Source organism: Desulfatiglans sp. (assembly GCA_012513605.1).
Taxonomy (GTDB): domain Bacteria; phylum Desulfobacterota; class DSM-4660; order Desulfatiglandales; family HGW-15; genus JAAZBV01.
In genome coordinates this window covers 1-26,692 of the sequence record JAAZBV010000051.1, presented here as the reverse complement: position 1 = coordinate 26,692, position 26,692 = coordinate 1, and the positions used below count along the sequence as shown (strand labels likewise).

The 26,692-nt window shown below is 36.9% G+C and carries 23 protein-coding genes; 15 read left to right on the top strand and 8 right to left on the bottom strand.

Annotation, left to right across the window (positions count from 1 at the left end; all coding sequences use genetic code 11):
• Window positions 1-125 precede the first annotated feature (125 nt).
• Window positions 126-1,466, bottom strand: a complete 1,341-nt coding sequence (locus tag GX654_06755) for a hypothetical protein (protein ID NLD36552.1) — start codon at window positions 1,464-1,466, stop codon at window positions 126-128.
• Window positions 1,459-4,695, bottom strand: a complete 3,237-nt coding sequence (locus tag GX654_06750; protein NLD36551.1) for a hypothetical protein — start codon at window positions 4,693-4,695, stop codon at window positions 1,459-1,461. The genes GX654_06755 and GX654_06750 overlap by 8 nt, the downstream gene beginning before the upstream one ends.
• A gap of 206 nt (window positions 4,696-4,901) precedes the next feature.
• Between GX654_06750 and mtnP the strand changes: the two genes are divergently transcribed.
• The 3 genes from mtnP to GX654_06735 are packed head-to-tail and all read left to right on the top strand — an operon-like array spanning window position 4,902 to window position 7,668.
• Window positions 4,902-5,672 carry an S-methyl-5'-thioadenosine phosphorylase gene (gene mtnP, locus GX654_06745; GenBank protein ID NLD36550.1) on the top strand — a complete coding sequence of 257 codons (771 nt, stop codon included), beginning with the start codon at window positions 4,902-4,904 and terminating at the stop codon, window positions 5,670-5,672.
• Window positions 5,672-6,205: an adenine phosphoribosyltransferase gene (locus GX654_06740; GenBank protein NLD36549.1), complete on the top strand. Its 534-nt coding sequence runs from the start codon at window positions 5,672-5,674 to the stop codon at window positions 6,203-6,205. Before mtnP ends, GX654_06740 begins: the two co-directional genes overlap by 1 nt.
• Entirely contained in the window at window positions 6,205-7,668 is a 1,464-nt protein-coding gene (locus GX654_06735; protein ID NLD36548.1) for an NCS2 family permease, read from the top strand. The genes GX654_06740 and GX654_06735 overlap by 1 nt, the downstream gene beginning before the upstream one ends.
• On the opposite strand, the gene GX654_06730 is transcribed toward GX654_06735, so the two are convergent.
• Window positions 7,665-8,480 (bottom strand): purine-nucleoside phosphorylase, encoded by an 816-nt coding sequence (locus GX654_06730; GenBank protein ID NLD36547.1) that lies wholly within the window; start codon window positions 8,478-8,480, stop codon window positions 7,665-7,667. The genes GX654_06735 and GX654_06730 overlap by 4 nt on opposite strands.
• 156 nt (window positions 8,481-8,636) lie before the next feature.
• Here GX654_06730 and GX654_06725 point away from each other — a divergent pair, with 156 nt between their 5' ends.
• The 7 genes from GX654_06725 (at window position 8,637) to GX654_06695 (ending at window position 13,827) form a co-directional block, all read left to right on the top strand.
• Complete coding sequence (locus GX654_06725) at window positions 8,637-9,245, top strand: lytic transglycosylase domain-containing protein (protein NLD36546.1); 609 nt, start codon at window positions 8,637-8,639, stop codon at window positions 9,243-9,245.
• 58 nt (window positions 9,246-9,303) lie between these two features.
• On the top strand, window positions 9,304-10,173 hold the full coding sequence (locus GX654_06720) for a PHP domain-containing protein (protein NLD36545.1): 870 nt from the start codon (window positions 9,304-9,306) through the stop codon (window positions 10,171-10,173).
• 30 nt (window positions 10,174-10,203) lie between these two features.
• Complete coding sequence (locus GX654_06715; protein NLD36544.1) at window positions 10,204-11,094, top strand: NAD(+)/NADH kinase; 891 nt, start codon at window positions 10,204-10,206, stop codon at window positions 11,092-11,094.
• A complete protein-coding gene (locus tag GX654_06710; GenBank protein ID NLD36543.1) occupies window positions 11,081-11,296 on the top strand; it encodes a DUF4911 domain-containing protein in 216 nt (71 codons plus the stop codon). The genes GX654_06715 and GX654_06710 overlap by 14 nt, the downstream gene beginning before the upstream one ends.
• A gap of 17 nt (window positions 11,297-11,313) precedes the next feature.
• The gene (miaB, locus tag GX654_06705; protein ID NLD36542.1) at window positions 11,314-12,648 is read left to right on the top strand and encodes a tRNA (N6-isopentenyl adenosine(37)-C2)-methylthiotransferase MiaB; all 1,335 of its coding nucleotides are present in this window, start codon (window positions 11,314-11,316) and stop codon (window positions 12,646-12,648) included.
• Window positions 12,649-12,687: 39 nt separating this feature from the next.
• Window positions 12,688-13,551 (top strand): diguanylate cyclase, encoded by an 864-nt coding sequence (locus GX654_06700; GenBank protein ID NLD36541.1) that lies wholly within the window; start codon window positions 12,688-12,690, stop codon window positions 13,549-13,551.
• 186 nt (window positions 13,552-13,737) lie between these two features.
• Window positions 13,738-13,827 carry an AURKAIP1/COX24 domain-containing protein gene (locus GX654_06695; GenBank protein ID NLD36540.1) on the top strand — a complete coding sequence of 30 codons (90 nt, stop codon included), beginning with the start codon at window positions 13,738-13,740 and terminating at the stop codon, window positions 13,825-13,827.
• A 52-nt stretch (window positions 13,828-13,879) separates the two neighbouring features.
• On the opposite strand, the gene GX654_06690 is transcribed toward GX654_06695, so the two are convergent.
• Genes GX654_06690 through GX654_06680 form a run of 3 tightly spaced genes read right to left on the bottom strand, consistent with a single transcriptional unit; the run spans window position 13,880 to window position 16,209 of the window.
• Window positions 13,880-14,107: a NifU family protein gene (locus GX654_06690; protein NLD36539.1), complete on the bottom strand. Its 228-nt coding sequence runs from the start codon at window positions 14,105-14,107 to the stop codon at window positions 13,880-13,882.
• 13 nt (window positions 14,108-14,120) lie between these two features.
• Window positions 14,121-15,233, bottom strand: coding sequence for a DNA photolyase (locus GX654_06685; GenBank protein NLD36538.1), 1,113 nt, complete (start codon window positions 15,231-15,233; stop codon window positions 14,121-14,123).
• Window positions 15,226-16,209, bottom strand: a complete 984-nt coding sequence (locus GX654_06680) for a ParB N-terminal domain-containing protein (protein ID NLD36537.1) — start codon at window positions 16,207-16,209, stop codon at window positions 15,226-15,228. Before GX654_06680 ends, GX654_06685 begins: the two co-directional genes overlap by 8 nt.
• Window positions 16,210-16,405: 196 nt before the next feature.
• On the opposite strand from GX654_06680, the gene GX654_06675 reads away from it, so the two are divergent.
• Window positions 16,406-18,325 carry an FAD-dependent oxidoreductase gene (locus tag GX654_06675; protein NLD36536.1) on the top strand — a complete coding sequence of 640 codons (1,920 nt, stop codon included), beginning with the start codon at window positions 16,406-16,408 and terminating at the stop codon, window positions 18,323-18,325.
• A gap of 50 nt (window positions 18,326-18,375) precedes the next feature.
• On the opposite strand, the gene rfbD is transcribed toward GX654_06675, so the two are convergent.
• Window positions 18,376-19,260, bottom strand: a complete 885-nt coding sequence (gene rfbD / locus GX654_06670) for a dTDP-4-dehydrorhamnose reductase (protein ID NLD36535.1) — start codon at window positions 19,258-19,260, stop codon at window positions 18,376-18,378.
• 251 nt (window positions 19,261-19,511) lie between these two features.
• Between rfbD and GX654_06665 the strand changes: the two genes are divergently transcribed.
• From GX654_06665 to GX654_06650, 4 genes are all read left to right on the top strand, one after another.
• Window positions 19,512-20,312, top strand: a complete 801-nt coding sequence (locus GX654_06665) for a hypothetical protein (GenBank protein NLD36534.1) — start codon at window positions 19,512-19,514, stop codon at window positions 20,310-20,312.
• A 65-nt stretch (window positions 20,313-20,377) separates the two neighbouring features.
• A complete protein-coding gene (dctP, locus tag GX654_06660) occupies window positions 20,378-21,373 on the top strand; it encodes a TRAP transporter substrate-binding protein DctP (protein ID NLD36533.1) in 996 nt (331 codons plus the stop codon).
• Window positions 21,370-21,885, top strand: a complete 516-nt coding sequence (locus GX654_06655; GenBank protein NLD36532.1) for a TRAP transporter small permease subunit — start codon at window positions 21,370-21,372, stop codon at window positions 21,883-21,885. Before dctP ends, GX654_06655 begins: the two co-directional genes overlap by 4 nt.
• Window positions 21,886-21,890: 5 nt before the next feature.
• Window positions 21,891-23,162, top strand: a complete 1,272-nt coding sequence (locus tag GX654_06650; GenBank protein NLD36531.1) for a TRAP transporter large permease subunit — start codon at window positions 21,891-21,893, stop codon at window positions 23,160-23,162.
• A gap of 15 nt (window positions 23,163-23,177) precedes the next feature.
• Here GX654_06650 and GX654_06645 read toward each other — a convergent pair whose 3' ends face one another.
• The gene (locus GX654_06645; GenBank protein NLD36530.1) at window positions 23,178-26,303 is read right to left on the bottom strand and encodes a sigma 54-interacting transcriptional regulator; all 3,126 of its coding nucleotides are present in this window, start codon (window positions 26,301-26,303) and stop codon (window positions 23,178-23,180) included.
• Window positions 26,304-26,692: the final 389 nt, after the last annotated feature.

Sequence of the window (26,692 nt, the reverse complement as noted above, 5' to 3'; positions counted from 1 at the left end):
TATTGGGTCAGGCTGATTTGTTATCATTGCCAAAATACAGCTGCATTATACGTTTTACATATTCAGGTGTCCATTATTTTTTTTAAAAAAGATGCAAAATTTTTTTATTTTTCCATGCCCAACATTTATATCTGATTGAGTTCTGTATTTATCTTCTTGATATAGCTATTTAATTTTTCCAAAAGCGGCGTTTCCGGATAGTTATTTACCAGACTTTCCAGTATTGCCTTTGATGAGAACAACAGCTCCTTTTTCTTTTGGATATTTTTCTCCTCTCCAGCTGCCATAAAAAGTTTTGCTGCCTTTAACCTTTCATTATTGATGTGTTTATCAATTGCCAGGTTCTTCAACTTTTCTGCTTCAAAATTGGAACCCTGGGAGGTAAGGGGCTTTAGAATTCTTATAGCCTCTTCATAGTGTTCATTCTCAATTTTTCTTTTTGCATCTTCAAGTATGGTGTTATCTTTGCTGTTATAACTATTATATTTTTCATCAGCGGCATCCACACCCTTGAGAGCCTCTTCAATCATATCCAGCTCAGAGCCCTCTTCGGCTGTAAGTCTCCACCTGAGTAAAATCAGACGTGCCCCTGCAAAATCATTCCTGGATAATAATTTATTTACATTTTTAATTTTCTGTTCTGCAAGGTCTGTCTTTTCCGGGTTGATATCTGAAAGTTTTTTTTCAATTGAGGCATTAAGTGTTGAATTGGTTTCTTTTGATTTTGCGATAATATTCACGGTATTTTTATATACATTGTTTTTTTCATCTATAAGATCAACCAGTTTTTCAAAAAAGAATGCGGCCTCTCTGGTATTTCCCATCTTTATTTGCATTCCTATCATATCTGATAAAAGATTTACCTTGTCAGGCATTGATTCCATCCTGCTGTATATCTCCTTAGCAGTAGAGAGCGCCTCCCCAGTCATGGAACTTCTTGATAAAGAGTCAACAAGTATTATGCCTATATCAGGGGTGATAGCCCCTTTTCCATATATGGATTCAAGTTCCCGGCTCTTTGATATTACGCCTTGAAGATTATCTGAAAGATATGCTTCATATATATCTTTTTTAAATGATGTATAATCATTTATAATTTCCTTTTCTATACCCATGTCAAAAGCCGCTTCACCGAAAAGATATTGATGCTCAATAATGCCCATGCTGTTAAACAGAATCTGTATTGATTTTATGTAATCCTCTCTGGCAGCATTTCCTTTGTTCAACTCCTTAATCTTTTCATAGGTCTTAAATAATGAGGATGCCGTCTTTTTTTGTTTATCTGACAGTTTGCCTTCATGAATGATCTGATTTAATGCCTCTATTTTTTGATCAAGCATCTCATTGGAAAGGGCAGGGAGGGCATAGTATTCTACAATCTCTTTTCCTGTTCGTTTGGGGATCGTAACGCAACCAGCTAATATTATAACTAAAATAAAAACATTAACTATTCTCAGGCTATTCATAATTATTTTTTCCTTTCAGGGGGCTGAATTCTCTTGCGTATGCTGCTGATGATTGCTCTCCCTGGTTGATGTAGATTTCAGTAACCTGATCATCTACCTGGTAGTTTTCGCTTCCAGTGACAGGAAGACCATCTTTTTTAGATACGGTTATGGGTGTCATACTTTTATTTTTAGTTGCCTGCGTTGATGAGGCAGTAAATGCCAGGTCAGAGATATTAATCCCTTTTTTATATTCCCTGCTCTCAACGATCCCCTTTGCCGAATCAATCCATATTGGTAGTGCACCTGATGCACCGGAAATATTAAAACTCTTTCCTTTCATGGGAAAATTATTATCATAACCAACATATGAGGCAATTACATACCCCAGGTTCAGGTCAAATTCACCAGTGATGCTGTCCAGGCCGGGTATATATCCAACAAAGCTTGAGTTTGTAAAACGGTTTGCAGTGCCTGTTTTTCCATAACATAAGACAGGTAATTCCATATTGCCACTTTCAAAATCCATATCCATCTTGACTGCATCCCTGGCCCTCTGACCTGTACCATTTTTCACGACATTTCTCAGTATCTCAACAATTGAAGCAGAGATTGTTTTTGATACCACGGTTTGATTTTCAGGCTTATATTCCCATATCAGCACATTATCCCTGTCAGTAATCTTTGTAATTGCAGGTATCAGGCCTTCAGATTTTTCAACGCCTTGAATGGTATTTATTTCACCACTCAGTAGTGTCTGATATGCCATAGCCCCTTCAATTATACTAATTGCATTTGGCCCAAGGGGAAAAGAAAGGACAGGGTCAAGAGGTGAATATACGCCCATATCTTTTGCAAGTTTTTTAACATAGGCGAGATTAATCAGCGTTTTGAAATCTCTGATATGTGACAGGATGTTTATATCATACCTGGAATAGGCTGATAATTCCCTGTAGTGTTTATTCATATACTCCTGAAGGTTTGTCAATATCCCGGATGGTACAAGGTCATCTATCCAGATGTCATCCAGACTGAATTTCTCTTTTCTATCAATAAGATCATTTATGGTTGCTCTAAAAAATTCCCTCCCATTGATAAAGAGCGGATTTCCAGTATAAATTATTCTTTCATCACCATCATTTGTCTTTAGAATATACAGGCGGTTCAATCCTCTGTTAAGACTGGTTTCTATACCTGATGGATTATCGCTGTAAAGAGTAAAGAGCAGATTTATATCCTTAAGATCATCAAGCATCTGGGTGTTGATTTTTTTCAATTGTTCAAAGTTGTATCGCAAAATAGATTTATTATCATCTATGATTTTTTTTGAATCAATACTGAGATGAAGCCTGTTTATATTATCAAGGGCATATAAATTTCCATCAAATAATATATCAGATTCAACACTTTTACAGGCCATATTAAAGGCTGCTTCCCTGATAGCGCTGTTTGTCACCAGTACCCCGTGTTCATCCCTTATCCTGGAGACATAATCATCATAAGATTCATTGCTGCCACGGGCTAAACCCAGAATTTCCACAATATCCTTAAACTCACTCATGGTAAGCCTGTCTGTGAGGTGGTACAACAGCCAGACAGTTGCAAGATTTTCTGATTTTACCCCTGCCCATGTCATTGAGACTGTTTCACTTTCAGGCTCGTGATCCGGATTTGGCAAATAATATGTTCCCTGATAGGTATAAAGATCACGCACATTAGATAGCTTATCAAGGCTGTGCCATTTGAGTTGAAGTGCGGCAGTATAAACGATTGGTTTAAATATTGACCCAAGCTGTCTTTTTGCATCAACAGCTCGATTAAAGTGTCTGTTAAAGTATCCGCCAACCATTGCCTTTACCATACCATCTTTAAGAATAACCACCCCGCCCTCAAGCTCAGGGATAGGCGCAAGAGATATTTTTCCGTCTCCCTCTTCTGATATGGTGACAGGGATATAATCACCTTCATTAAATAGGTTAATAAATTCATTCAAATAGTTAAAATCATATTTAAAATTATAGCCATACTTCCACATTGCCCAGGCATTTGCCACTTCCTTAAGCGCTGGGATGTCAATAATTCCGGTCATGACATCATTCCATTCAACCTTAATTTCCGGCCCTTTGTCAGTCTTTATAATGTTGCCGATTTTTACAAAAAATGGGAGCCCTGATTCATGGGTCTGGTAATAGGCGCCTACCTTCTTTATATATCTATCCTTGAAGATATTAATATCCATGCCTGAAAGCCTTATATCCAGTAAAGGAAGATTTTTCTGGATACTCATCAAGGCTGCATCCTGTATCTCTTTATTAATAGAGGTGTAGATCCTGATACCTGATGTAGCGATATTATCAACACCTTCATCATGAAGTATCTTCTTGAAATAATCTGACTGCAGTTGAGTCCTGATATAATCCAGTATTACATTTAATCTGTATGTTACCTGACCTTCATTGAAGGGGACATCCTGTTTTACTGCTTCAAGGTATTCTTCATTGGATATCATGTTTAATTTAAACATGTTTTTGAGCACATAGTTCTTCCGGATATTTGCATTTTTTATAGCCTTATTCTTTGCTTCATCTGTACTCTTTGTAAAGGGATTATATTTATATGGTCCCTTTACCATACCTGCTATAAATGCAGCCTCGACAATAGTGAGGTCTTTTACCTCCTTATTAAAAAAATATTCAGATGCGATCCTGAGTCCCTTACCAAACCCGGTAACCTCAAACTGGTTAATATACATTTCAAGGATCTCCTCCTTGGTATAAAAATACTCAAGAATCAGGCCCTGAAAAAGTTCTTTAAGTTTTGATATGTACCCGCTTTTTTCTCTTTTAAAGACGTTTTTGGCTGTCTGCTGTGTAATGGTGCTTCCACCCTGGACAACCTTTCCGGCCTTCATATTAGTGATAAATGCCCTTGTAATAGCCTTGAAATCAAAGCCTGAATGATGATAAAAATTACCATCTTCAGATGCTATCAGTGCCTTTATGTATATTTTTGGGATATCCCTGTAATTTATATACTTACTGTGTATTTTTTCAAAAAATACACCTATTGGCGTAACATCATCATTATAAAAGACAGGACTTTCAGAGGATATTATATTATCAATTACCCCACGGTCGATCTGGCTCTTTACCTCCTGTCGAACGAAGAATAAAAAACCGGTAAGGGAAAAAAGCACTGCGAAAAACGATATAAGTGCAATGGTAATAACTTTTTTAAATTTTTTCTTCATTTTAACTACTTGTCCAGAATCATGTTATTATTTTAAATGCCATTAAGAGAGATATCATAAAGCAGATAATCCAGTTTTTTTCAACAGATTTAGTATTTATTATCATTTGACCTTACTGGATAAATGAGTTACATGTCGCTAAAAACATTAAAACAACACTAAACATTCACATTATCAATAATAGAGGAGCAGGCGAATTGAAGAGAATAAAAGTAGGTATTATAGGAGGAACAGGGTTTGATGATCCTGAGATTATCAGTGATAGGGTTGATAAGGATGTTGATACCCCCTATGGGAAACCTTCTTCACCTCTATTAATGGGAACAATTGGTACGACAGATGTTGTTATTTTATCAAGGCATGGAAAAAACCATACCATTTTCCCTTCAGCAGTCAATTACAGAGCAAATATATATGCATTGAATCAGGAAGGTTGCACACATATTATTGCCACTACGGCTGTAGGCTCACTCAAAGAAGAAATTGAGCCGGGGGATATAGTCTTCCCTGACCAGTTTATTGATTTTACAAAAAAAAGGGCACTTACCTTTTTTGATAAAGATAGGGTTGTTCATATCTCCATGTCACATCCCTTTTGTGAAAATCTGCGTGGTGTGCTTATAAAAAATGCAATGGAACTGGGTTTTCGTCATCATATAAAAGGAACAGTTATTACAATAGAAGGGCCAAGGTTTTCTACAAAGGCTGAATCACATATGTTTAGAGGTTTTGGGGCTGACATAATAAATATGTCAACAGTTCCTGAGGTTATACTTGCGAGAGAACTTGGCATCTGTTATCAGGGCATTGCCATGTCAACTGACTATGATTGCTGGAAAGAGGGTGAAGAGCCTGTTACATGGGAGATGATAGTTTCTATTATGAACAAAACTGCAGATAAAGTAAAAAAACTGATTGTTAATACCTTGCCTGAAATAAAAATAATTAATGATAGTTGCAACGAGGGAGGTGTCTGATGACAATCAAATCCTATATAAGAAGCATTCCTGATTACCCTAAAAAAGGTATTATTTTCAGGGATATTACAACACTTATTAAAGATCCGCTTGGATTTAGAATGGTAATCGATAACTTTACCCAGCGCTACATAAAAGAGCATACTGATTTTGATATTATTGCCGGCATAGAATCCCGCGGATTTATTATTGGTGGGGCGCTTTCATATACCCTTGGAAAGGGTTTTATACCTATCAGAAAAAAAGGTAAACTTCCGGCAGAGGTAATATCCTATGAGTATGACCTTGAGTATGGCACAGATACTATTGAAATCCATAAAGATGCTATTAAACAAGGAGACAGGGTTCTAATAGTTGATGACCTCTGCGCGACAGGCGGTACAGCCGTGGCAGCAACCGCTCTTGTTGAAAAACTGGGCGGGATAATATCAGAGGTTGTTTTTATTGTTGACCTTCCAGGTTTGAAGGGTTCTGCGATATTAAAAAATAAGGGGTATAATGTACACAGTCTATTAGAATTTGAAGGCGAATAATGATAAACAACAGTAGACTGGATAAGCTATTCAGACTTTCTGAGAACGGAAGCAGTGTAGGCAATGAGATTACAGCCGGTATAACCACCTTTCTGACAATGGCATATATTATTGTTGTTCAGCCAATGGTCCTTTCAGGCAGGATGTTTGGTTTTGATACAGGTTTGGATTTTGGCGCCGTGATGGCAGCTACCTGTATATCGTCTGCTGTTGCTACCGCAATTATGGGTATATACGCAAGGTATCCCATTGCACAGGCCCCTGGAATGGGTGAAAACTTTTTCTTTGTTTTTACAGTATTGCCTGCTGTTAGCGCCGCGGGTTTTTCAAATTCATGGCAGATTGGACTTGGTATTATCTTTGTTTCCGGCATATTGTTTCTTTTACTCTCATTGTTTGGTATCAGGAAGGTAATCATTGATGCTGTAAGCCCAAGCATGAAGAACGCAATGGCTGTAGGCATAGGATTATTTATTGCCTTTATAGGAATGCAAAATGCGGGAATAATTGTTACAGCGGCAACAATCGTTACAACCCCTGGTGGAGTAATAATAAGCGGCGAAACGCTAGTAAAATTAAATCCTCATATTTTTTCAATTGACCTTTTTGTTTTTGCATCCGGTCTTTTCATGACTGCAGCACTTTATACTCGAAAAATCCGCGGCGCCATAATACTTGGAATTGCTGGCGCAACAATTATCTCTGTTATATTAAAACTGATTTCTACTTCAGGTTTTGAAATTGCTGAATCTCATCTCCTTTCAAATTCCAGGCTTGTAAAAGAGTTTACACTTTCCTGTAACCTCTTTTCTCTCCCACCATCTCTTAAACCTACTTTATTTAAAATGGATATACTGGGGGCGCTTTCTCTTTCCATGGTGCCATTTATAATAATATTTCTGTTCATGGATATGTTCGACACAATAGGCACACTTATAGGAGTAAGCGAGCAGGCCGGGCTTGTCAAAGATAACAAGCTTCCAAGGGCTGAAAAGGCCTTTTTATCTGATGCTGTTGGAACTGTAATAGGCGCCTGTGCGGGGACTACAACTGTAACCAGTTTTATTGAAAGCGCTGCTGGGGTGGAGCAGGGGGGACGTACAGGATTAACAAGCATAACTATCGCTATCTTCTTTTTGCTGGCACTTTTTTTAAGCCCCTTAATTATCATGATAGGCAGCTATACAACGATTACTGCCCCTGCTCTCATTATAGTGGGCTCAATGATGATCAAAAATGTTCTGAAGATACAATGGGATGATTACAGTGAATCAATCCCCTGTTTCCTGATGATTACAGGTATCCCTTTGACATATTCCATTGCTGATGGACTTACAATGGGCTTTGTAAGTTATCCTTTTATCAAGCTTTTAAGTGGTAAAAGGAAGGATGTAAGCTGGTTTATGTACTTGTTGGCAATACTCTTAATTTTATATTTTATTTTTGTCCGATCAAAGGTTTAAGGCAATTCTTTAATAATGCTCTCCCATAGAGAGGAAAGCGCCGGGCTTGCAGCCATAGCTATTTCGATCACCTTTTCAACCTTTATCTCTTCCATACAGTCAGGAAGATCCATATCAGTTATCACCACTATAGCCATAATCTTTAGTCCGCAGTGCTTTGCTACAATCACTTCGTGTACAGTGGACATGCCAACAGCATCTGCGCCAAGCATCCGCATAAGACGCACCTCTGAAGGTGTCTCAAGGCACGGGCCTGTGATCCCAATATAAACCCCCTGCTTTAGATCGATCTCAAGTTTCATGGCATTTTTCTTTGCTATCAAGAGCAGCTTTGGGTCATATACACGTGACATATCTGGAAATCGGGGGCCAAACTCATCAAGGTTTGGGCCTACTAGAGGATCAATACCTGTAAAGTTAATATGATCATCTATTAACATGAGATCACCGGCTTTAAACATGGGGTTAAACCCGCCAGCAGCACTTGAAATAAACAGATACTTGACTCCAAGTTTTTTCATAACCCTAACCGGGAAGGTTACCTCTGAAGAGGTATAACCTTCATAAAGATGAAAGCGTCCTTCCATTGCAAGCACCCTTTTTCCAGCTATGGTGCCTGCCGCAAGAAAACCATCATGACCAGTGACAGTGGGGACAGAGAAATAGGGTATATCTTTATAGGGGATTCTATTATCGACGCGCATTCTTCCGGTTAAACTCCCCAGCCCTGTACCCGTGATCATGCCTATTTCAGGTGGATATTTGATGATAGATTCTATAAATTCAGCCGCTTTGTAAATCTTTTCGATCACTTGGATTCTCCATAAGATTGCAGTTTATTTATTCAATAATGAGATGGTAATAAGATAATCCCGCAAATAAATCAAGCTTGGTTATAGTAAAAAAGCCATGACCTTGACAAATAGTGAATTTTATGAGACTTTGATCCCGTTTTTAGGAGGTCAACAATGGAAACTGATCCATTTAGTAAATATTCCCTGAAGAACCTGGTTTTGGGGATGATTTCTTTTTTACTGATTTTTTCTCTTATTGTCTTACCATCAGGTACACCGTCTGATGTTACATCCCGTCCACTTATTAAGAATCAAAGATCTTATAAAGTCGATCTGATCAGCAGACTTGGTTATAAAAGTTATACTGTCTTTCATTCAAGTAAAGAAATGGTTTATATTGATATCATAGATGACGCAGCAGAGCGATATAAAATTGACCCTGCATTGATCAAGGCAATTATTCTTGCCGAATCAAAGTACGATCACTTGGCGGTTTCAAAAAAAGGTGCAGTGGGTTTAATGCAGTTAATGCCTTCAACAGCAGATGCATTAGGCGTTGAAGACATCTATGATCCTGCTCACAATATTAATGCAGGAGTTAAATATATCAAGCATTTACTTGAATTATTTAATGGGGATGTTAAGCTTGCGCTGGCCGCATATAATGCCGGAAGCAATAAAGTAAGAAAATATAATGGCATTCCACCTTATAAGGCCACAAAGACTTATATCAAAAAGGTCTTTGAGTATTACTGGAGCTACCAACTGGCAAGTCAGGCCTGAAATAATTATCCTTTTAAAGTATAATCGTTCATATTGATCTCTTTTGATTAGGATTTAAATGATAATAGATCTGCATATTCATTCTACTTTTTCTGATGGGTTATATTCGGTTGAGGAGATATTTAAAAAGGCAGCTGAGATTGGTATCAGGCTTTTGTCTATTACTGATCATGATTCAATTGCATGCCAGAATAATGCTAAATCTCTCTCAGAAGAGTATGGTATTGGGTATATTTACGGGATTGAGCTTGGCGTATCATTTACTCATCCTTCCTTTAGCGGGTCAAAACCAATTTCACTTGATTTTCTTGGCTATGACTACAATCCTGAAGATGAGTATCTAAATAAAAAAGTAGAAGAACTCAGGAGCTATAGAAAAAAAAGGGCAGAAAAAATTCTTGAAAAAATTAATGATGAACTGTCAAATGAAAATAAAAAGCCACTTACCAATAAAGGTCTTGATGAAATAGGAATATCTGTTTATGGTGCATTTGGAAGACCGCATATCGCAGATTATATGGTAAAAAAAGGGATAGTAAAAACAAGAGACGAGGCATTTATAAAATACCTTACAAAATGTAATATTGAAAAGATGCCATTATCGCTTGAAGAGGTATCAAGCCTTATTAAAAATGCAGGAGGGAAACTTTTTCTTGCTCATCCAAATCATCCACGAGGTACCTCGTTATCAAAATTGACTCAGGATATTCAGGAGCAACATAAGATTATTACACAATCTATTCTTCCTTTTATTGATGGCATAGAATGCTGGCACTCTTCCCATGACAGGAAAAGCATTGAACAATATCTGGAATATGCAAATAAAATGAAACTTCTTGTTTCAGGTGGATCAGATTGTCATCAAGATCCTCTCCTTATGGGTAGTGTAGAGGTGCCTGATTATGTATCACTACAGTTTGGCAGGTAAACAAGCTTTACTTATAAAAAAGGAAATAATATGGGAATATTTTCAATTGGGGTGATTTATAAACACAAGTTTGAACCGGCAATGCGGGAGGCTCAAAAACTTGTTGAATGGTTACAGGATAAAGGGTTAAATGTGTTTTCAGAAGAGATGGGCCCCAGCGGTCAGCAGGAAGCGCCCTGTAACAACTCTGAATTAATGCCGATTAACGATCTTAAATGGATTATTGTTCTTGGTGGAGATGGAACCCTTTTAGGGGCATCAAGAAAATATGGACGTCATGGCATCCCTATATTAGGCGTAAATCTGGGAGGCTTAGGTTTCCTGACATGTATACCCATTGATAAACTCTATCCATCTTTAGATATGATTCTCAACAACAGTCTTGAGATTGAAGAAAGACTTATGCTTGAAACAAAGGTGACAAGAAATAACCGGGAAGTTTATAAATTTCAGACATTAAATGATGTGGTAATTAACAAAGGTCCTCTCGCAAGAATAATAGAGCTTGATGTGCTTATAAATAACGAGTTTTTAACAACATTCAGGTCTGACGGGCTTATTATTTCAACCCCTACAGGATCAACAGGCTATAATTTATCAGCAGGAGGTCCAATACTCTACCCGACTATTTCAAATGTAATACTTACCCCTATATGCCCATTTACACTTACAAACAGACCAATAATACTCCCTGATACCGTGGTCATTTCTGTAATGATGTTGAAAGAAAGTGAAGAAAAGGTAAGTCTGACCTTTGATGGGCAAGTAGGTTTTGATATCCTTGAAGGGGATAACATCCTTGTTTACAGGTCAGATTCAAAAATTAAACTGTTCAAATCACCGGATCAGACCTATTATGAAATACTTAGAAAAAAAATGAAATGGGGTGGGGCAACCTACAGCAAAGATGCAGACAAATAAAAAAACATTTACTGTTGCCAGGTCAAAAATTAACTATATCAGGTGGATAATTGAATCATATGATGGTATGGCTATTGTATCAACAATTGATCCGTTTAAAGCAGTTATAGAGTTAAAAATAGCGCCAGGGTGCGACACTGTTATAGATGAACTTTTACATTCTTTAAGAATTGATGAAAACATAAAATTGGATCCCATATAATCCTGTGATCTTATAAAATGACCAGTGCTCAAAAAATGAAATATTACTATATTGCTACAATGGGCTGCCAGATGAATGAATATGATTCTGATTCTGTTAGCAGTATTTTGCAGGGACAAGGCCTTTTATCTACACAATTTCCTGAAAAGGCTGATCTGATTATCATTAATACATGCAGTGTGAGAGAAAAGGCCGAACAAAAGGCATTTAGTCTTCTTGGCCGAATGATCGTTATCAAAAAGAAACGTAATGATATTGTCTTAGGGATAATGGGGTGTATTGCCCAGCAGGAAGGAAAGGCACTATTAAAAAAATTTCCTGAGCTTGACCTGGTGATGGGAACCAGAGAGATAGGAAACATTAGCAGTATGATTGATCGTATTGTAAATTTCCGAGAAAGGATATCTGCCACGGATATTTCATTAGTTCCTGAACATAGTTTTAATCAATCGGTTGATTTTTTTAAAGGCAGGATAAAAAGCAACCTGTCTATAATGGAAGGGTGTAATAATTTTTGCAGCTACTGCATTGTCCCATATGTAAGGGGGCGTGAGCAAAGTAGACCTCTGGAGGATATTATAAAAGAGACTGAAATACTTGTTCAACAGGGGGTGAAGGAGATTACTCTTCTTGGGCAGAATGTAAATTCATACTCTGCCGGAAAAGGCGGAAAAGTAAAATTTCCTGAACTTCTAAAAAGGATTGCAGAGATTGAAGGCCTTTACAGGATAAGATTTACGACATCCCATCCAAAGGATCTGTCAGATGATCTAATAAATGCATTTATTGAGATAAAAAAGCTTTGCCGGCATATGCATCTTCCATTTCAGTCAGGCTCTGACAGAATTCTTAAACTAATGAATCGTAAATATACAAATAACGATTATTTGCGGCTTACTAACAAGCTAAGGGACATTTCTGATGATTTTGCAATTACGAGTGATGTTATTGTCGGTTTTCCTGGAGAAAGTGAGGATGATTTTAAAAAGACCCTTGACCTTATTGAAAAAATAGAGTTTGATAACCTCTTTTCTTTTAAGTATTCAGATCGAAAAGGAACCAGAGCAACTGGGTTGCCTGATAAATTAAATGAAGCTGAAAAGGCTTCCAGATTAAAGGTGCTACAGGATCTGCAGAAAGAAAAGACATTACTTAGAAACAAAAGACTTGAAGGTAATACAGAAGAAGTACTTGTTGATGGGTTCAGTAAACTCGGAACACAGTATTCTGGCAGGACTGATACAAATAAAATAATAAATTTTCATAGTAATAAAAATATAATAGGTGATATTGTTAAAATTAAAGTCAATAGAGCATTTATTAACTCTCTTCACGGCGAATTGATGATCTGATATATATCAGATCATATATAATTCAGACATAGTCTTGATATGCAAACTGTAGATATAGATTATTCAAAAGAACTTATCCTTATTGTTGATGATGACCCTTTTTTAAGGGAGACTCTTGAAAAATTACTTGAGATAGTTGGCATACCTTCAAATTCAGCCTCAAATGGCGATGAAGCCATGAGGATGATCGAGAATAATAGTTACACAATGATTTTAACCGATATGAAAATGCCAGGTGTTGATGGAATGGATCTTATAAAAATGGTCTGTAAAAACCATGATGTAAGTATAATTGCAATGACTGGCTATTCAGAAGGGTATACATATGTTGATGTAATTAATGCAGGGGCAAGCGATTTTATCAAAAAACCCTTTGGAATAGAGGAACTTGAGGCCAAGATTCGCAGGATAATAACAGAGAGAAACCTTCGAAAAGAATTGAACAGGTTATCCATTACCGATTCGCTTACAGAGCTATATAATCAAAGACATTTTTATTTCAGATTAAATGAAGAAATAAAGCGTGCAAAAAGACAGAGAAACCTGCTCGCTCTGATATTGCTGGATCTAAATGATTTTAAAAAATACAATGATAAATACGGGCATCTTGCAGGGGATGAGGTGCTTCGTGATGCTGGTGACATTATCAGGGGTTGCATAAGAGAATCTGTTGATTCCGGTTACAGGTATGGAGGAGATGAGTTTGCTGTTATCCTTATTGATGCAGACATTGATATTGCCAAAGAGATAGGAAACAGAATAGAAGCAGCATTTTGCAATAAAAACAAGGTTACAGTAAGTGTTGGCTATTCAATATATCATGCAGATATGGATGTTAAAGAACTTATTGGTGTAGCGGATAAAGATCTGTACAGGTCCAAACATGGTAAGATTCAAAAATAAGCAATTCTTCTGATAATGTATATTATGTAAACTGGAATATTGATAATTGTAAATATTTGCATACGAAAACTACTGGAACAAAGTTTTATAACCCGTTCCTGCACTTATATAAACGAATTTAAATAGTTATTGACATATTGATCAGTATTATATTATTTATCACCATCTTTTATTGGAGGTCCTTTAATGAGTAGTGTTGTTAAGAAACGCCGCAAAAAAATCAGGAAGCATAAATACAGAAAACAGATGAAGAAAATGAGGCATAAGAATAAGTGATTTTTTTACTTATCAAGAATCAGCAGTTCCATTCTTAATGGAACTGCTTTTTTTATATAGACTCAACTTTCAAGATCTCTGGGATATTCTGTTTTAATATCTTTTCAATGCCCATTTTTAATGTCATTGTGGACATTGGGCACCCTGAGCATGCCCCTGTAAGCTTAACCTTTACAACCCCATTTACATCGACGTCTACCAGTTCCACATCTCCTCCATCTGCCTGAAGTGATGGCCTGATCCTGTTTAGTACATCCTCGATCTTATTATTTAATAACATTGTATCCTCCATATTATATAGTTGTGCTCCAGAATAATCTTACCCTGCCGTCAAGATAATTAGACAACCCTTCTGAATTACCAGGTGACCACCCTAGACTTTTTTCCCATATTTCATCACTTTCCATGCATAGATACAATCCGGGATCAAATCCTGCCCAATCTTTAAGAAGTTTGCCTAAGAAGGAGTACATTTCAATACGTAATGGTTTGAAATACCTTTGTTTTCCATCAAGCCCATAAATGAATTCATTATTTAAAATAATACTTTCCGGATGCCTGTTCAGTATTATTTTTTTTAATGATGGTAAAAAACGCATACAACCCATGCTGATCCATATTATTTTCTCTGGGCGAAGGTATTTTGCCATTAGCTCAATGGTTTTTGAATAATATTCCTTCCAGTCATCATGAATGATCAGTGGATCAAAGTGAAATCCTGTAATATATCCTTCATCCTGGCATGTTTTAGCAGCGATAAGCCTTTGTTCTATTGATGGCGCTCCATGTTCTTCATGTGCGGCAATAAATGGACTGTTCAGCGACCATGAAACAATAACTCTTTCTCTGCTTTTCAAGGTAAGCAGTCTTTTAATTTCAGTTGTTTTTGTCTTGTACTCTATTACTGTATTTCTTCTGGCATAAATAAAATCAGTTATTAAAGTAGTGAACTTATGAATATCATCCAGCGCAAGGCTATCAGTGAATTCACCGGTGCCGACTCTAAATATTCTTTCGGGTGATTTATCAAGTAATTCAGCTACTTCATTTAATTTATCTTCAAGATTAACAAATATCCTGAGGGACGGTTTGTTAAAGTATGCCTGAAGAATACAGTAACTACAGTTAAGCGGACAGTTTGTCCCGATATTCAAGATCATGTATCCGCAACATATATAATTATTTGTCCCTGGGCATGGCTTTAAAAATTCTCCTTTAAAAGGGATAAGTCGCAAGGTCTGCTTATCCATGTCATCTGTTTCATCAATAAGGAAATCATCCTGATTATTGCAATTTAATACGGGAAGATCATTTAATCTATTTTCAATATCAGAAGTAAGTGGAAAATATTCTGCCCCCTCTTCCTGTAAGATTTTTTTAATTTTATATCCCATTATTTTATTCATTCACCCAGGGGTCTTTTATATTTTGGAGATTATATTTTTCATCTGTTATTTCCGATAAAACCTTTTTCAATTCTTCCCCATTATTGAAGTCAATTTCCATCCTGTATCCTTTTGATTCAAAAAATTGCGGATTTTGTATTCTAACATTTTCAGGCAGCTGCAAGTCTTTTACCTTTTTTTCAAATATATCCTTATATCTTGAGATATTTGGGTTGCGCATCAACCGCAAATAGTCCATAAATTCCTTTGCCTTTTGAGGTATATTCTTTTTTTCATCTCTCAGCACTTCCTGAATATTTTCATCATTAAGTAAAATAGAGATTGGAGATTTTTTAATCCTAGAAATATCACTTGTATAATCAATAAATTGTAACTGATAGCTATAGCTTAATTTTAACTTATTAACCAGATTACTGATCAGTAAAATATCCTCTTTATCCATGCGAATCAATGATTCTATTATCTTAATGTTTAAAATATCATTTGATATATATTGTTTAATAGAGTCATCAAGCATGTTGATTTTCAAGAATACAGGATAATCCTTTTTGTTTACCTTAATTAAAGAACAGACCTCACATATCAGATTTGAATCTTTAACTAATTCATGTAACATTCTGATTACCATACTTTTTTCTACAGTGTTTAATTCTCGCGTATACAGATTATCATGTAATGCAAACATAAGAATTTGATATGATGTCAGACCTGAATCTGTAAGGTCAAAGCAAAAGACCTCCTTTACATTGAGTTCTTTTAGAGCAAGGATACGCCTGTAGCCAGTTATTACCTCAATTGGCTGATTTTTACTTTTAATAATACAGGGGTGATTTATAAGCCCAATAGTATCTATAGATTTAACTAACTTAGAATTATCAAAACCATAGCTCATACAAAATGTGCCTGGCTGATCTGAAAAATGATCAATGTCCACTGATAATAAAGGATAACTATTTCTTTTTTTTAAATATATCATAATATAATTAACTCAATTTTTAACAATTAATGATGTTCAATTTTCGTACTGATTTTGGATTTATAATAGATAAGTTTATGTTTTACAACTTAATCTATAATATTTTTGATAAACCTGATACAGGTTTTATATTTGACAAAAAAAACTCTTTTTTATATCTATTCTAAAATTTTATTAACCTCTTTATTGAGGAGACATGCAGTATCTATTTACTTCTTTTTCAATAAAAAACTGCCATTTTAAAAACAGGATAGTAATGCCTGGACTGGCATCTTTTCTTATAGAAAACGACGGAGCATATTCAGAAAAAACCATAGAACATTACAGGCTGCGTGCATCTGGTGGCCCTGCAATGATAATTATGGAGGCGCATGGTGTTGCCCCGGAAGGTGTGGTTTCCAACCATCAGGCAAGGATATATGATGACCGATTTATAAAGGATATATCCAGGGCAGCGGCAGTAATTAAAAATGAAGGCTGCATCCCTGCAATCCAGATACATCATGCAGGCAGACAGGTTCCATCAAGGGTGATTAACCGGAAGCCCTTTGCCCCTTCCGACCTCCCCTGCCCCTCAATTAAAGGAGAAGTAGAGCCTCTTTCAATTAAGGGTATTGAAAAAATTATTACCCAGTTTGGGGATGCTGCTGAAAGAGCAAAAGCAGCAGGTTTTGAATTGATAGAAATACATGGAGCACACGGCTACCTGATAAACCAGTTTTTATCCGGATTTTCAAATGTAAGAGAGGATGAATATGGTGGAACTATCAATAAAAGATCAAGATTTGCCAGGGATATAATACGAGAGGTAAGAAAAAGGGTTGGACAGGATTTTCCTCTCTCATTCAAGATCAGCGCACAGGAATTTGTTCCAGATGGTCTTACCACAGAGGAAAGTATTGAAATATTAAAGCTGTTAATACCTGAAGGTCTTGATGTAATACAAGTCTCTGCTGGAAATGATGCAACTCCTGAATGGATATGTCAGTCAATGTTCATGAAACAGGCATGCCTTATTGAATCTGCAGAAAAAATTAAATCAGCAATAGATATACCTGTTATGGTTGTAGGCAGAATAAATGATCCTGTGATCGCTGATAAAATAATAAAAGAAAAGAGGGCCGACCTTATCTGCATGGGCAGAGGCCTTCTGGCTGATCCTGAGCTGCCTAAAAAGGCCAAGGCAGGCAGACTGGATGATATAAGAAAATGCATAGCATGTAACACATGTATGCAGAGCATTTTTCGAAATGGAAAGATTGAGTGTCTTGTCAATCCAACTCTTGGCAGAGAGAATGAACTGGTTTTTCAGCCTGCTGTAAGACCTAAAAATGTTCTGATAGTGGGTGGTGGTCCGGGAGGATTAAATGCCGCCCACATTACATCAAAAAGAGGACATTTTGTTGATCTTTATGAGAAAAATAATCAGCTCGGCGGACAACTGCTTTATGCTATTAAACCCTACTTTAAAAAGGAATTGAGCCTGTTACTGGATTATCTCCTTTTCCAGATAGAAAAAGAAAATATAAATTGCCACCTTAACCATGAGATAACACTCAAAGAGATTATTGACCTTAATCCGGATGCAGTCATTATCGCGACAGGGTCAATACCTTATATGCCACCAATTCAGGGCATAAATAGCCAGAATGTCATAACAGTGCCTGAAATTTTAAACATGGCAGTGACTATAAATGGAGGAAATATTGTGGTTCTGGGCGGAGGATCAAGCGGGTGTGAGATCGCCCTTGATTTATCTAATAAAGGTTGCAGTGTAACAATCGTTGAACAGTTACCCAGAATAGGCAGTCAGATAGAGGCTGCAACCAAAAAGATGATAATAAAAGGGCTAAAAGAAAACAGGGTAAAAATCCTTACGGAGCATACTTTAAAGGAGATAACCGATGACAGGGTATATGTTGCAGATAAAAACAATAATCAATTCTCTATTGAATTTGATAAACTGGTTGTTTCGACAGGAAATATACCTGATAACAAATTGTATAATGACCTTAAAAATAAAGGCATTGAGGTATATTTATTAGGAGACTGTATACAGGCAAGGGGTGCAAAAGAGGCTATCTATGAAGCGGCAGTAATAAGCAACAAAATCTGAGTATTTTGTCTGAAACCCTTTGGTATTAAGGGGTTTCAGACAAAAAAGTATTATTTCTTTGCTTTGGCCTCTTTAATCAGATCCTTTCCATATTTCTCAAGGTATTCATTAACATCTTCCTTCCAATCAGCCATGACATTGTAACCCAGGTTTTTAAGCAATCTGTTTTCAAGTATACAGTTATGCGGTCTTTTCGCCGGTTGAGGAAAGTCAGAAAGCTTGCATGGTTTAATCGGGGTCTTGATATTAAGCTGTTCAAAGACATGTTGAGCAAACTCATATCTGCTGCAATATCCTTCTGCTGTTGCATGAAAAGTACCCTTTAGATCGGTCTTAAGAAGCGTTTTGATCTGTAAGGCAAGACGGTATGACCATGTTGGTGAACCTACCTGGTCATCAACCACCTTGACAGTTTTCCTGGGGCTTTTCATTGCCTTCATAAGGAGTGCATCAATGAAATCATTACCATTTTTCCCATACAGCCAGCCTGTCCTGATTATTATGTAGCTGGGAGCATTTTCTTTGACCGCTACTTCAGATTCAACCTTGCACCTTCCATAAGCAGAAACTGGTTCAACAGGGTCATCTTCAAAATAAGGCTGAGGTATTCCCTTCTGCCCGCTGAATACATAATCGCTTGAAATATGAATCATACGGCTATTGTAACGCGCAGAACCCTGGGCAAAATTTCTTGGCCCTTCTATATTAACCTTTTTAATTCTATAGTCATCCTTTTCACAACCATTTACATCTGTATAGGCGGCACAATTAATAATCACATTCGGTGAAATTTTATGAAGGCTGTCAATCGCTGCATCCCAACTGATAATATCAAGTTCTGAACTGGATGGCGCAATAACTTGATGTTCATCTTTCAATACATCCCTGCAGTCACTTCCAAGTAAACCACTTGAACCTAAAAGCAATATTTTCATATAAAGAGATCCTCCTATTTGTGAAAAGTCATTAATTATAATTGAAAAAATTACAAACACCAGAAAAACTTTTAATTTATACACTTAAATTTTCCGGTTTTCTTCTTGCCTGTGTTATTTTTTTTATGATAAAAATTATTATTTTTCTGATGTTGAGTAATTATATTTAATTTGAAACAGAATACATGAAAATCAAGATATTATATTTCACTTTATTGATGATTATTTTCTTAATTACAGCCGGAGGCTGTATGAAAATAGCTGTAAGGATGTCACCCTCTTTATTAAATAATATCTCATTATCTATTTATGAAGAGTGTGATTATGCGATAGCTAAACAGGCGCTTCCCGGTAATTTAAAAATATTAGAGGGATTGTTAAAAAGTGATCCTCAAAATCTTGATCTTCTTAGATTATTATCTGCTGGTTATTGTGGCTATAGCCTGTTTTTTATTGAAGGTGTTGATGATGAGAGTGCCTCTTCCCTCTATTTAAGGGCAGCCAGTTACGGGTTTAAAACCGCTGGTTTTACCGGGATACCTGATAATTTAAACAGGGAAGAGTTACTTGAAAGGTTCATTTGTCTGGAGGATAAGGTAAATATCGAAGGTTTTATGTGGGCAACTGCCTCATGGTGTCTTTGGATAAACCTTAATATACACAGACCTGAGGCGATCGCACAGCTTGGAAACGCTCAGTTGTGCATTGATAAACTGGCAGAAAAATATCCTGACACCTTTTTTGCACTCCCCTGTCTCCTTAAGGCTTTGAGCAATTCAGTTAAGCCTGCCATGCTTGGAGGTGATTTTGAAACTGCAAAAAAATATTATGATAATGCACTGCTGTCGGGTAAAAGAATGTTCTTTCTTTCACAGTATTATTATGCAAGGTATTACTGTGTAGGAACACAAAATAAAGAAATGTTTATATCGCTTCTTAATGAAATTATCAGTGGTAAGATTGCCTATCCTGATGATCTATGTCTTATAAATACTGTCTTTCGCGAAAAGGCCAAAATTTTATTGAATAATATTGATGAGTATTTTATATGATTTTTTTAACAGGGTTATCATACATGAAAAGATATAAATTAGTTTTTTTCAAATCATTATATTGTTTGGTCATATTGGTTCTTGGCATTTTCTTTTTAAATAATAAAACATACTGCGCAGACAAGACATTTATAATTAAGTTCGCAACTGTTGCGCCTGATGGCTCCATATGGGTCAACTATATGCGGGATCTTGATAAAAGACTCAGGTTAAAGAGTCAGGGGAAAATAGGTTTTCGTATTTATGCAGGGGGGATCGCAGGTGATGAGCTTGATGTTTTAAAAAAGATCCGGATCGGTCAAATCCATTGTGCAGCCTTTTCAGGCGTTGGCATTAATGAAATACTTCCAATATGGCGAATCATGGACTTGCCTTTTTTATTTAAAAATAGTGATGAAGTTAAGGCAGTGCACAGGGAACTTGACATCCTTTTTAAAGAAGAATTCAGGAAGAAAGGTTTTGAATACATAACCTGGGCAGAAGTAGGTGATGTGTATCTGTTTTCAAAAAAAGAGATAAAAAACCGCAATGATTTTAAAGGATTAAAAATTTGGACATGGTCAGGGGACCCTGTCTCAAAAAAGACATTTACAATGATGGGTTCAATCCCAATATCACTTTCCATTACAGATGTGACAACAGCCATAAACACTAATATGATAGATACGGTCTATGCTCCGCCCATAGGAGCCCTGTCTATGCAATGGAATGATAGGATGAGTCATATGACCGGATTTCCTATTGCCCACTCAACAGGAGCTATTCTCATTTCTAAAGAATATTTTGATAATATTCCTGAGGATTTGATTAAACTATTTAATAATGAAGTCAAGATATCCATGACCGAGTTATCATCTGCCCTGAATAAACAGGCTGATGAATCCATTAAAATAATCGTTCAGAAAGGCGTCAAGATATCTGATCATCCAGGTCCAAAGGAAGTTGCCGAATTTAATGAACTCCATAATGAAATTGCCAATAGCCTTATAGGCGAAATATTTCCTGATACACTGCTTTTAAAGGTTAATAATATACTACATAAAGAACGATCAACTAATTGAAAATTAAAGACATATACCAAGTTATAGAATATCTTGAGCGCGGGCTAATTATTCTGTCATTTAGTCTCATGATCATTTTTTCTTTTCTGAATGTAATCCTTCGCGCCTTATATACTAAGCTGGGTTTTGAACCTGCAAACCTTGTTTTAAATAACATGGGATGGAGTGAACCCTTTTCAAGGATGATGCTGCTCTGGATAACCTTTCTTGGGGCATCCATGCTGACAACAGAAAACAGGCATATCAAAATAGATATTTTCGGACAATTTATGTCCCCGTTTTTAATCTCATTGCGGGAAGTAATAACTTCAATTGCCTGCATCACAATCTGTTTTTTTATGGTTCATTCATCAGTGGGTTATATCAGGATGGAAATCGTTCATGGAACAGGTATCATACTTGGGATTAAAGCCTGGGTATGGTACCTGATTATTCCTGCCGGGTTTCTCCTGATATTGCTTCGTTTTGCATTAAATCTGTTTGAAAACATAATAAATATCAGGAGTTTTTAGGGGAAATGATACTTTTGTTAGCGATAATTTTGATATTACTAACAATATATGGAATGCCCCTCTTTGCCTGCATATTTGCAGCAGCCATGATCGGGCTATACCACGAAGGTATCAATTTTATTGCAATCCCTATAGAGATATTAAGGCTTGCCTCATCTCCTGTATTAATATCAATACCTCTGTTTACATTTGCTGGTTATCTTCTGGCTGAAGGAGATACATCTAAACGTCTGATCAGATTTTCAAAAAGCCTTTTAGGCTGGTTGCCGGGCGGGTTTGGTATAGTCGCTATTCTATCCTGTGCCTTTTTCACTGCTGTTACCGGCGCAACAGGGGTCACAATTATTGCACTGGGTGGTCTCCTTTTTCCTTCCCTTCTTAAGGAGCAGTATAAAGAAAATTTCTCCATCGGTCTTGTAACTACTGGAGGCAGCCTTGGGTTAAACTTTCCTCCAAGCCTGCCAGTCATATTATATGGGTATGTGTCAGGTTTGAATATTGATGAGCTTTTTATAGCAGGTTTTATCCCTGGGGTCATGATGATTATCTTGCTATGTGTATACTCAATTTATATCGGAAAAAAGTGGCATATCAACACAACCTCATTTAATTTTACTGAGCTTATAATCTCTTTCAGGAAAGCAATCTGGGAACTGCCAATACCTTTTCTTATCATTGCTGGCATCTATACCGGGCTTTGTACAGCAGCAGAGGCAGCAAGTTTAACAGTAGTATATGTGCTGTTTTTAAAAACTGTAATTTATAAAGAAATCAGATTGGTTAAAGACGTGCCATCTATAATGGTGGAGAGCCTTAAACTGGTAGGTGGGATAATGATTATCCTGGGGGCCGCGCTGGGTTTTACAAACTACCTGGTAGATGCCTTTGTGCCCGCAACCATACTTGAATTTATGAAAGGTATTGTGCAAAGTAAAACAGGCTTTCTCTTTATCCTCAATCTGTTTCTTCTTCTAATCGGGTGCATGATGGATATATTCAGTGCAATACTGATAATTGTTCCTCTTATAATTCCAATGGCGCAGGAGTTTGGAATTAATCAGCTTCATCTTGCAGTGGTATTCATGGTGAACCTAGCCATAGGTTACAACACACCCCCGGTAGGATTGAATCTGTTTATTGCAAGCGCAAGACTGGAACGGCCATTACTTAAATTATATATCTCTACCCTGCCCTTTCTTGTAATATGCCTGTTAGCTATGGCCATTATCACCTTTTGCCCTTGGCTTAGCCTGTTTTTGCCAGGAATAATGAAGTAAGAAATTACAGGTGTGTTATCCCGGTTTTTTTATCCCGAGTTTTTTCATTCTGAAGAGAAGTGTTGTGGGCTTAAGCCCTAGTATCTCGGCTGCCCCCCTGGGTCCGCTCACCTTCCAGTAGGTGGATTTAAGCACCTTTTCTATATGGTCCCTTTCAACATCGGCAAGTGAGGCATTGAGCTGGTAAGAGTCAGGGGTTAATGTGCCGACGCGGTTGGTATGAAGACCTGAAAAGCTGATACGCCTGCCGTCTGATAGTATCACTGATCTTTCCACAAAATGCTCAAGCTCTCTGACATTTCCAGGCCAGTCATAGGTCAACAGCTTTTCCATCTCCTCCTTCGGGATGAGTTTGATTGGCTTTGACATCTTTTTTGCGAATTTATCAAGAAAGTGCCAAACAAGCATTGGTATATCCTCTTTTCTATCACGCAGTGGAGGCACATGTATAGGGAAAACAACGAGTCTGTAATAAAGATCCTGCCTGAATTTTTCCTTAAGCACCTCTCCATAGAGATCTTTATTAGTTGCTGAAATCACCCTGAAATCTGAGTGGATGGTGTTTGTGCTGCCAAGCCTTTCAAATGATCCTCTCTGGAGTACCCTTAATAACTTGATCTGCAATTCCAGAGGCAGGTCACCGATTTCATCTAGAAATATGGTGCCTTCATGTGATATCTCAAATCTTCCTTTTTTTCTTTCATTGGCGCCTGTAAAGGCCCCCTTTTCATGCCCGAACAATTCACTTATTATCAGTTCAGAGGGTAATGCAGCAAGGTTCACAGATATAAATGATCCGTTTTTTCTTTCACTTGAATTATGGATAGCCTTGGCAACAAGTTCCTTCCCTACCCCTGTTTCGCCAGTGATCAAAACAGTGCTGTCAGTTGAAGCGACCTGGGTAATCTGGCTTTTAAGTGTCCTTATTACCTTTGATTCTCCGACTATCATTTCAATCGGATTAGATATACCCATCTCCTGTTTATAGTATAGTGCTTCATCCTTAAATCTCGTTTTAAGTTGCCGCATCTCTTCAAACATTCTGATATTTGATACCCCTACTGATATCTGATTACATAATAGCCTCAAATAACGGAGCTGGTTAACAGAAAATGGCTGACCTCCAAGCCTGTTAAAAAGGCAAATATATCCAGTTTTGTTTTCAGGCATTTTGACAGACATGAGTATCACAGAGTTGATATCTACCTGTTTAAAGTAATTTGAGTAAATAGGTTTGCATTTTTCGGTATCAGAAATAAAAATCTCAGAGCTCCCTTTAATATCTGTTATAAGTAACTTTATAATGGAATTAAACCCCTCTGAATCAAGAAAGGCAGTATCCATATTTCTGCTTGCTGCCACCTTGAAATTATTGTCATGTGTAGGCATTAAATAGGCACACTGGGTGGCCATTGAAAAATCTATTGCCACATCCAGAACCCTGTCAAGGAATGCAGCAACATCCTGAATTATTTCCAGAGATTCATTGATACGGATTATCTTGTCTATCATTATCTCTATCTTGCGTTCACGGGGCATTATGGCCATTAATTCTTTTGGTAGATAACTGTGATCTACCTTTGCAAATAAACCCCATGCCTTTTCCATATATTCCTTTCTCCTGGTTGTGTCCCCCCTTTTCAAGTATTCATCACCAAGCATGATCCTGGTTTTAGCAAGCTCAATTTCAGCACCAGATAATTCAAGCCATTTTTCACTTTTTTCAAGCTCAGAAATTATATCCAGTTTGTCATCCTTTTGTTTAATAGCCCTCTGCCTGTATGCAATACCCTTATAATAAAGATTATCGCCTTTAATCGATTCCTTTAATGCATCATTGAAATTGAGCTTTTCATAATAATATCCCTTTGACTCAAGACCATGCAGGTATTCAAAAAACCAGTTGCTTTTAATGTGAGGATACCCTGTATCCTTTGGGTAATCAGCGATTCTCCTGTGGCATTCAAATGCACGCTCATAATCACCTTTCTCATAATAGATACAGGCGTTGCAGGTATCTGCCATTAGCTGCATCAGGTTATCGATCTTTTCAGGATATTCAAATGCCCTTTGTATCCATTTTTCTGCCTCATCAATATTGCCGACCTCAATGCATGAATGGGCATACAGGATGCTCGAAAAGACTGCTGCATCCTTAAGGTTCAGTGAAACAGCCTTTTTATAAACAGCCTCTATCATTCCCATTCCCCTGGCAATTCTTCCGTTGATCACATATACGCGCCCCATATAGCTGTCACCCATAAGTGTAGAGCTATCATCACCGAATTCTTCAAGCCCTGATATTGTTTTTTCATAACTTTGCAGGGCTTCAATAATTCTCCCTTTCCAGAACATGATCTGCCCCATACAGAGCGCTGATAAAATCCTTGCAGATGGTATTCCCTGGATATCTACAATCTCGAGTGTTTTATTTATGTATTCAATAGCCTTCTGGGCATGCCCTGATGCAGCAAGTGCGCGGGCCAGACGAAGATTTATTTTGGACAGGTATTCCCATCTGTTAAAATGCCTGGAATATTTCCATGCATCTGTAAGTACCGGTATTATCTGATCAAGAGGCTTTGTCATCCTTGATGCCTGAAGGCTGCCAATTACACTTTCGAGGTAAAAATCAATAGTCTTTTTATGCGGGGCATTTTCATTAAAGAATTGGAGTGCCCTGTCAAAAAAAATATATGCTTTTTTTTTCTCCCCTGATATTGAAAGTCTCTTTGCCGTCTCCACAAGGTATTTAAGATTATCCGCAGAAATATCTGCATGCAGGTATAAGCCGGCTAGATAGAGCTCTTTTTCAGGGGTATCAGGCATTTTATTTTCATAGTAAATTATTAATTTTCTAATAGTTTCTGTAATTGATTTTTTAGGCACATAATCCAGTAAAAAACCGGAAATCTCATCGGTATCAAAATTATGATATATCTTATTATTATCGAGATTAAAAAGGTTACCTGAAATGAAGTCAGCTATAATGGCATGTTTCTCAGATTTTTTTCTCCCGGCGATTTCATCAAATTCTGAGGAGAGGAATGGTGAAGGCATAAAGGATGCAAGCATGAATAAATTTCTGCTTTCCAGGCCCATTTTTTGCCATTGATCTTTTATCTCCAATATATTGATCATCACTGTCTAAACCTGCCCGCCTTAATCATTTTTTCGTATATTTTTATCGTGCAACTTTATTTTATATCGTTTATTTCTATCAATATATTAAATATTTTTCAATATATTGCTAAAAAACTATAAAAATTAATGAACTAATTATGTTTTTTTATTTACAATTATGTCTAATTATACTAGATAGATTATAATTATCCCGAAAGGTTAAGAAATGCTTATTGATCATGCCCCATCTGTCAGAGATCTGAATGGAAATAAGAGGAGTAAAAGAAGAAGAATTTTGTTCCTCCTTCTGCTTTTTATTTTGGCGTTGGCACTTTTTTCTTTTTCCTGTTTTAATCTGCATCCTTTTGATGACAATAAACCAACATTGGAGATACAGAAAACAGTAT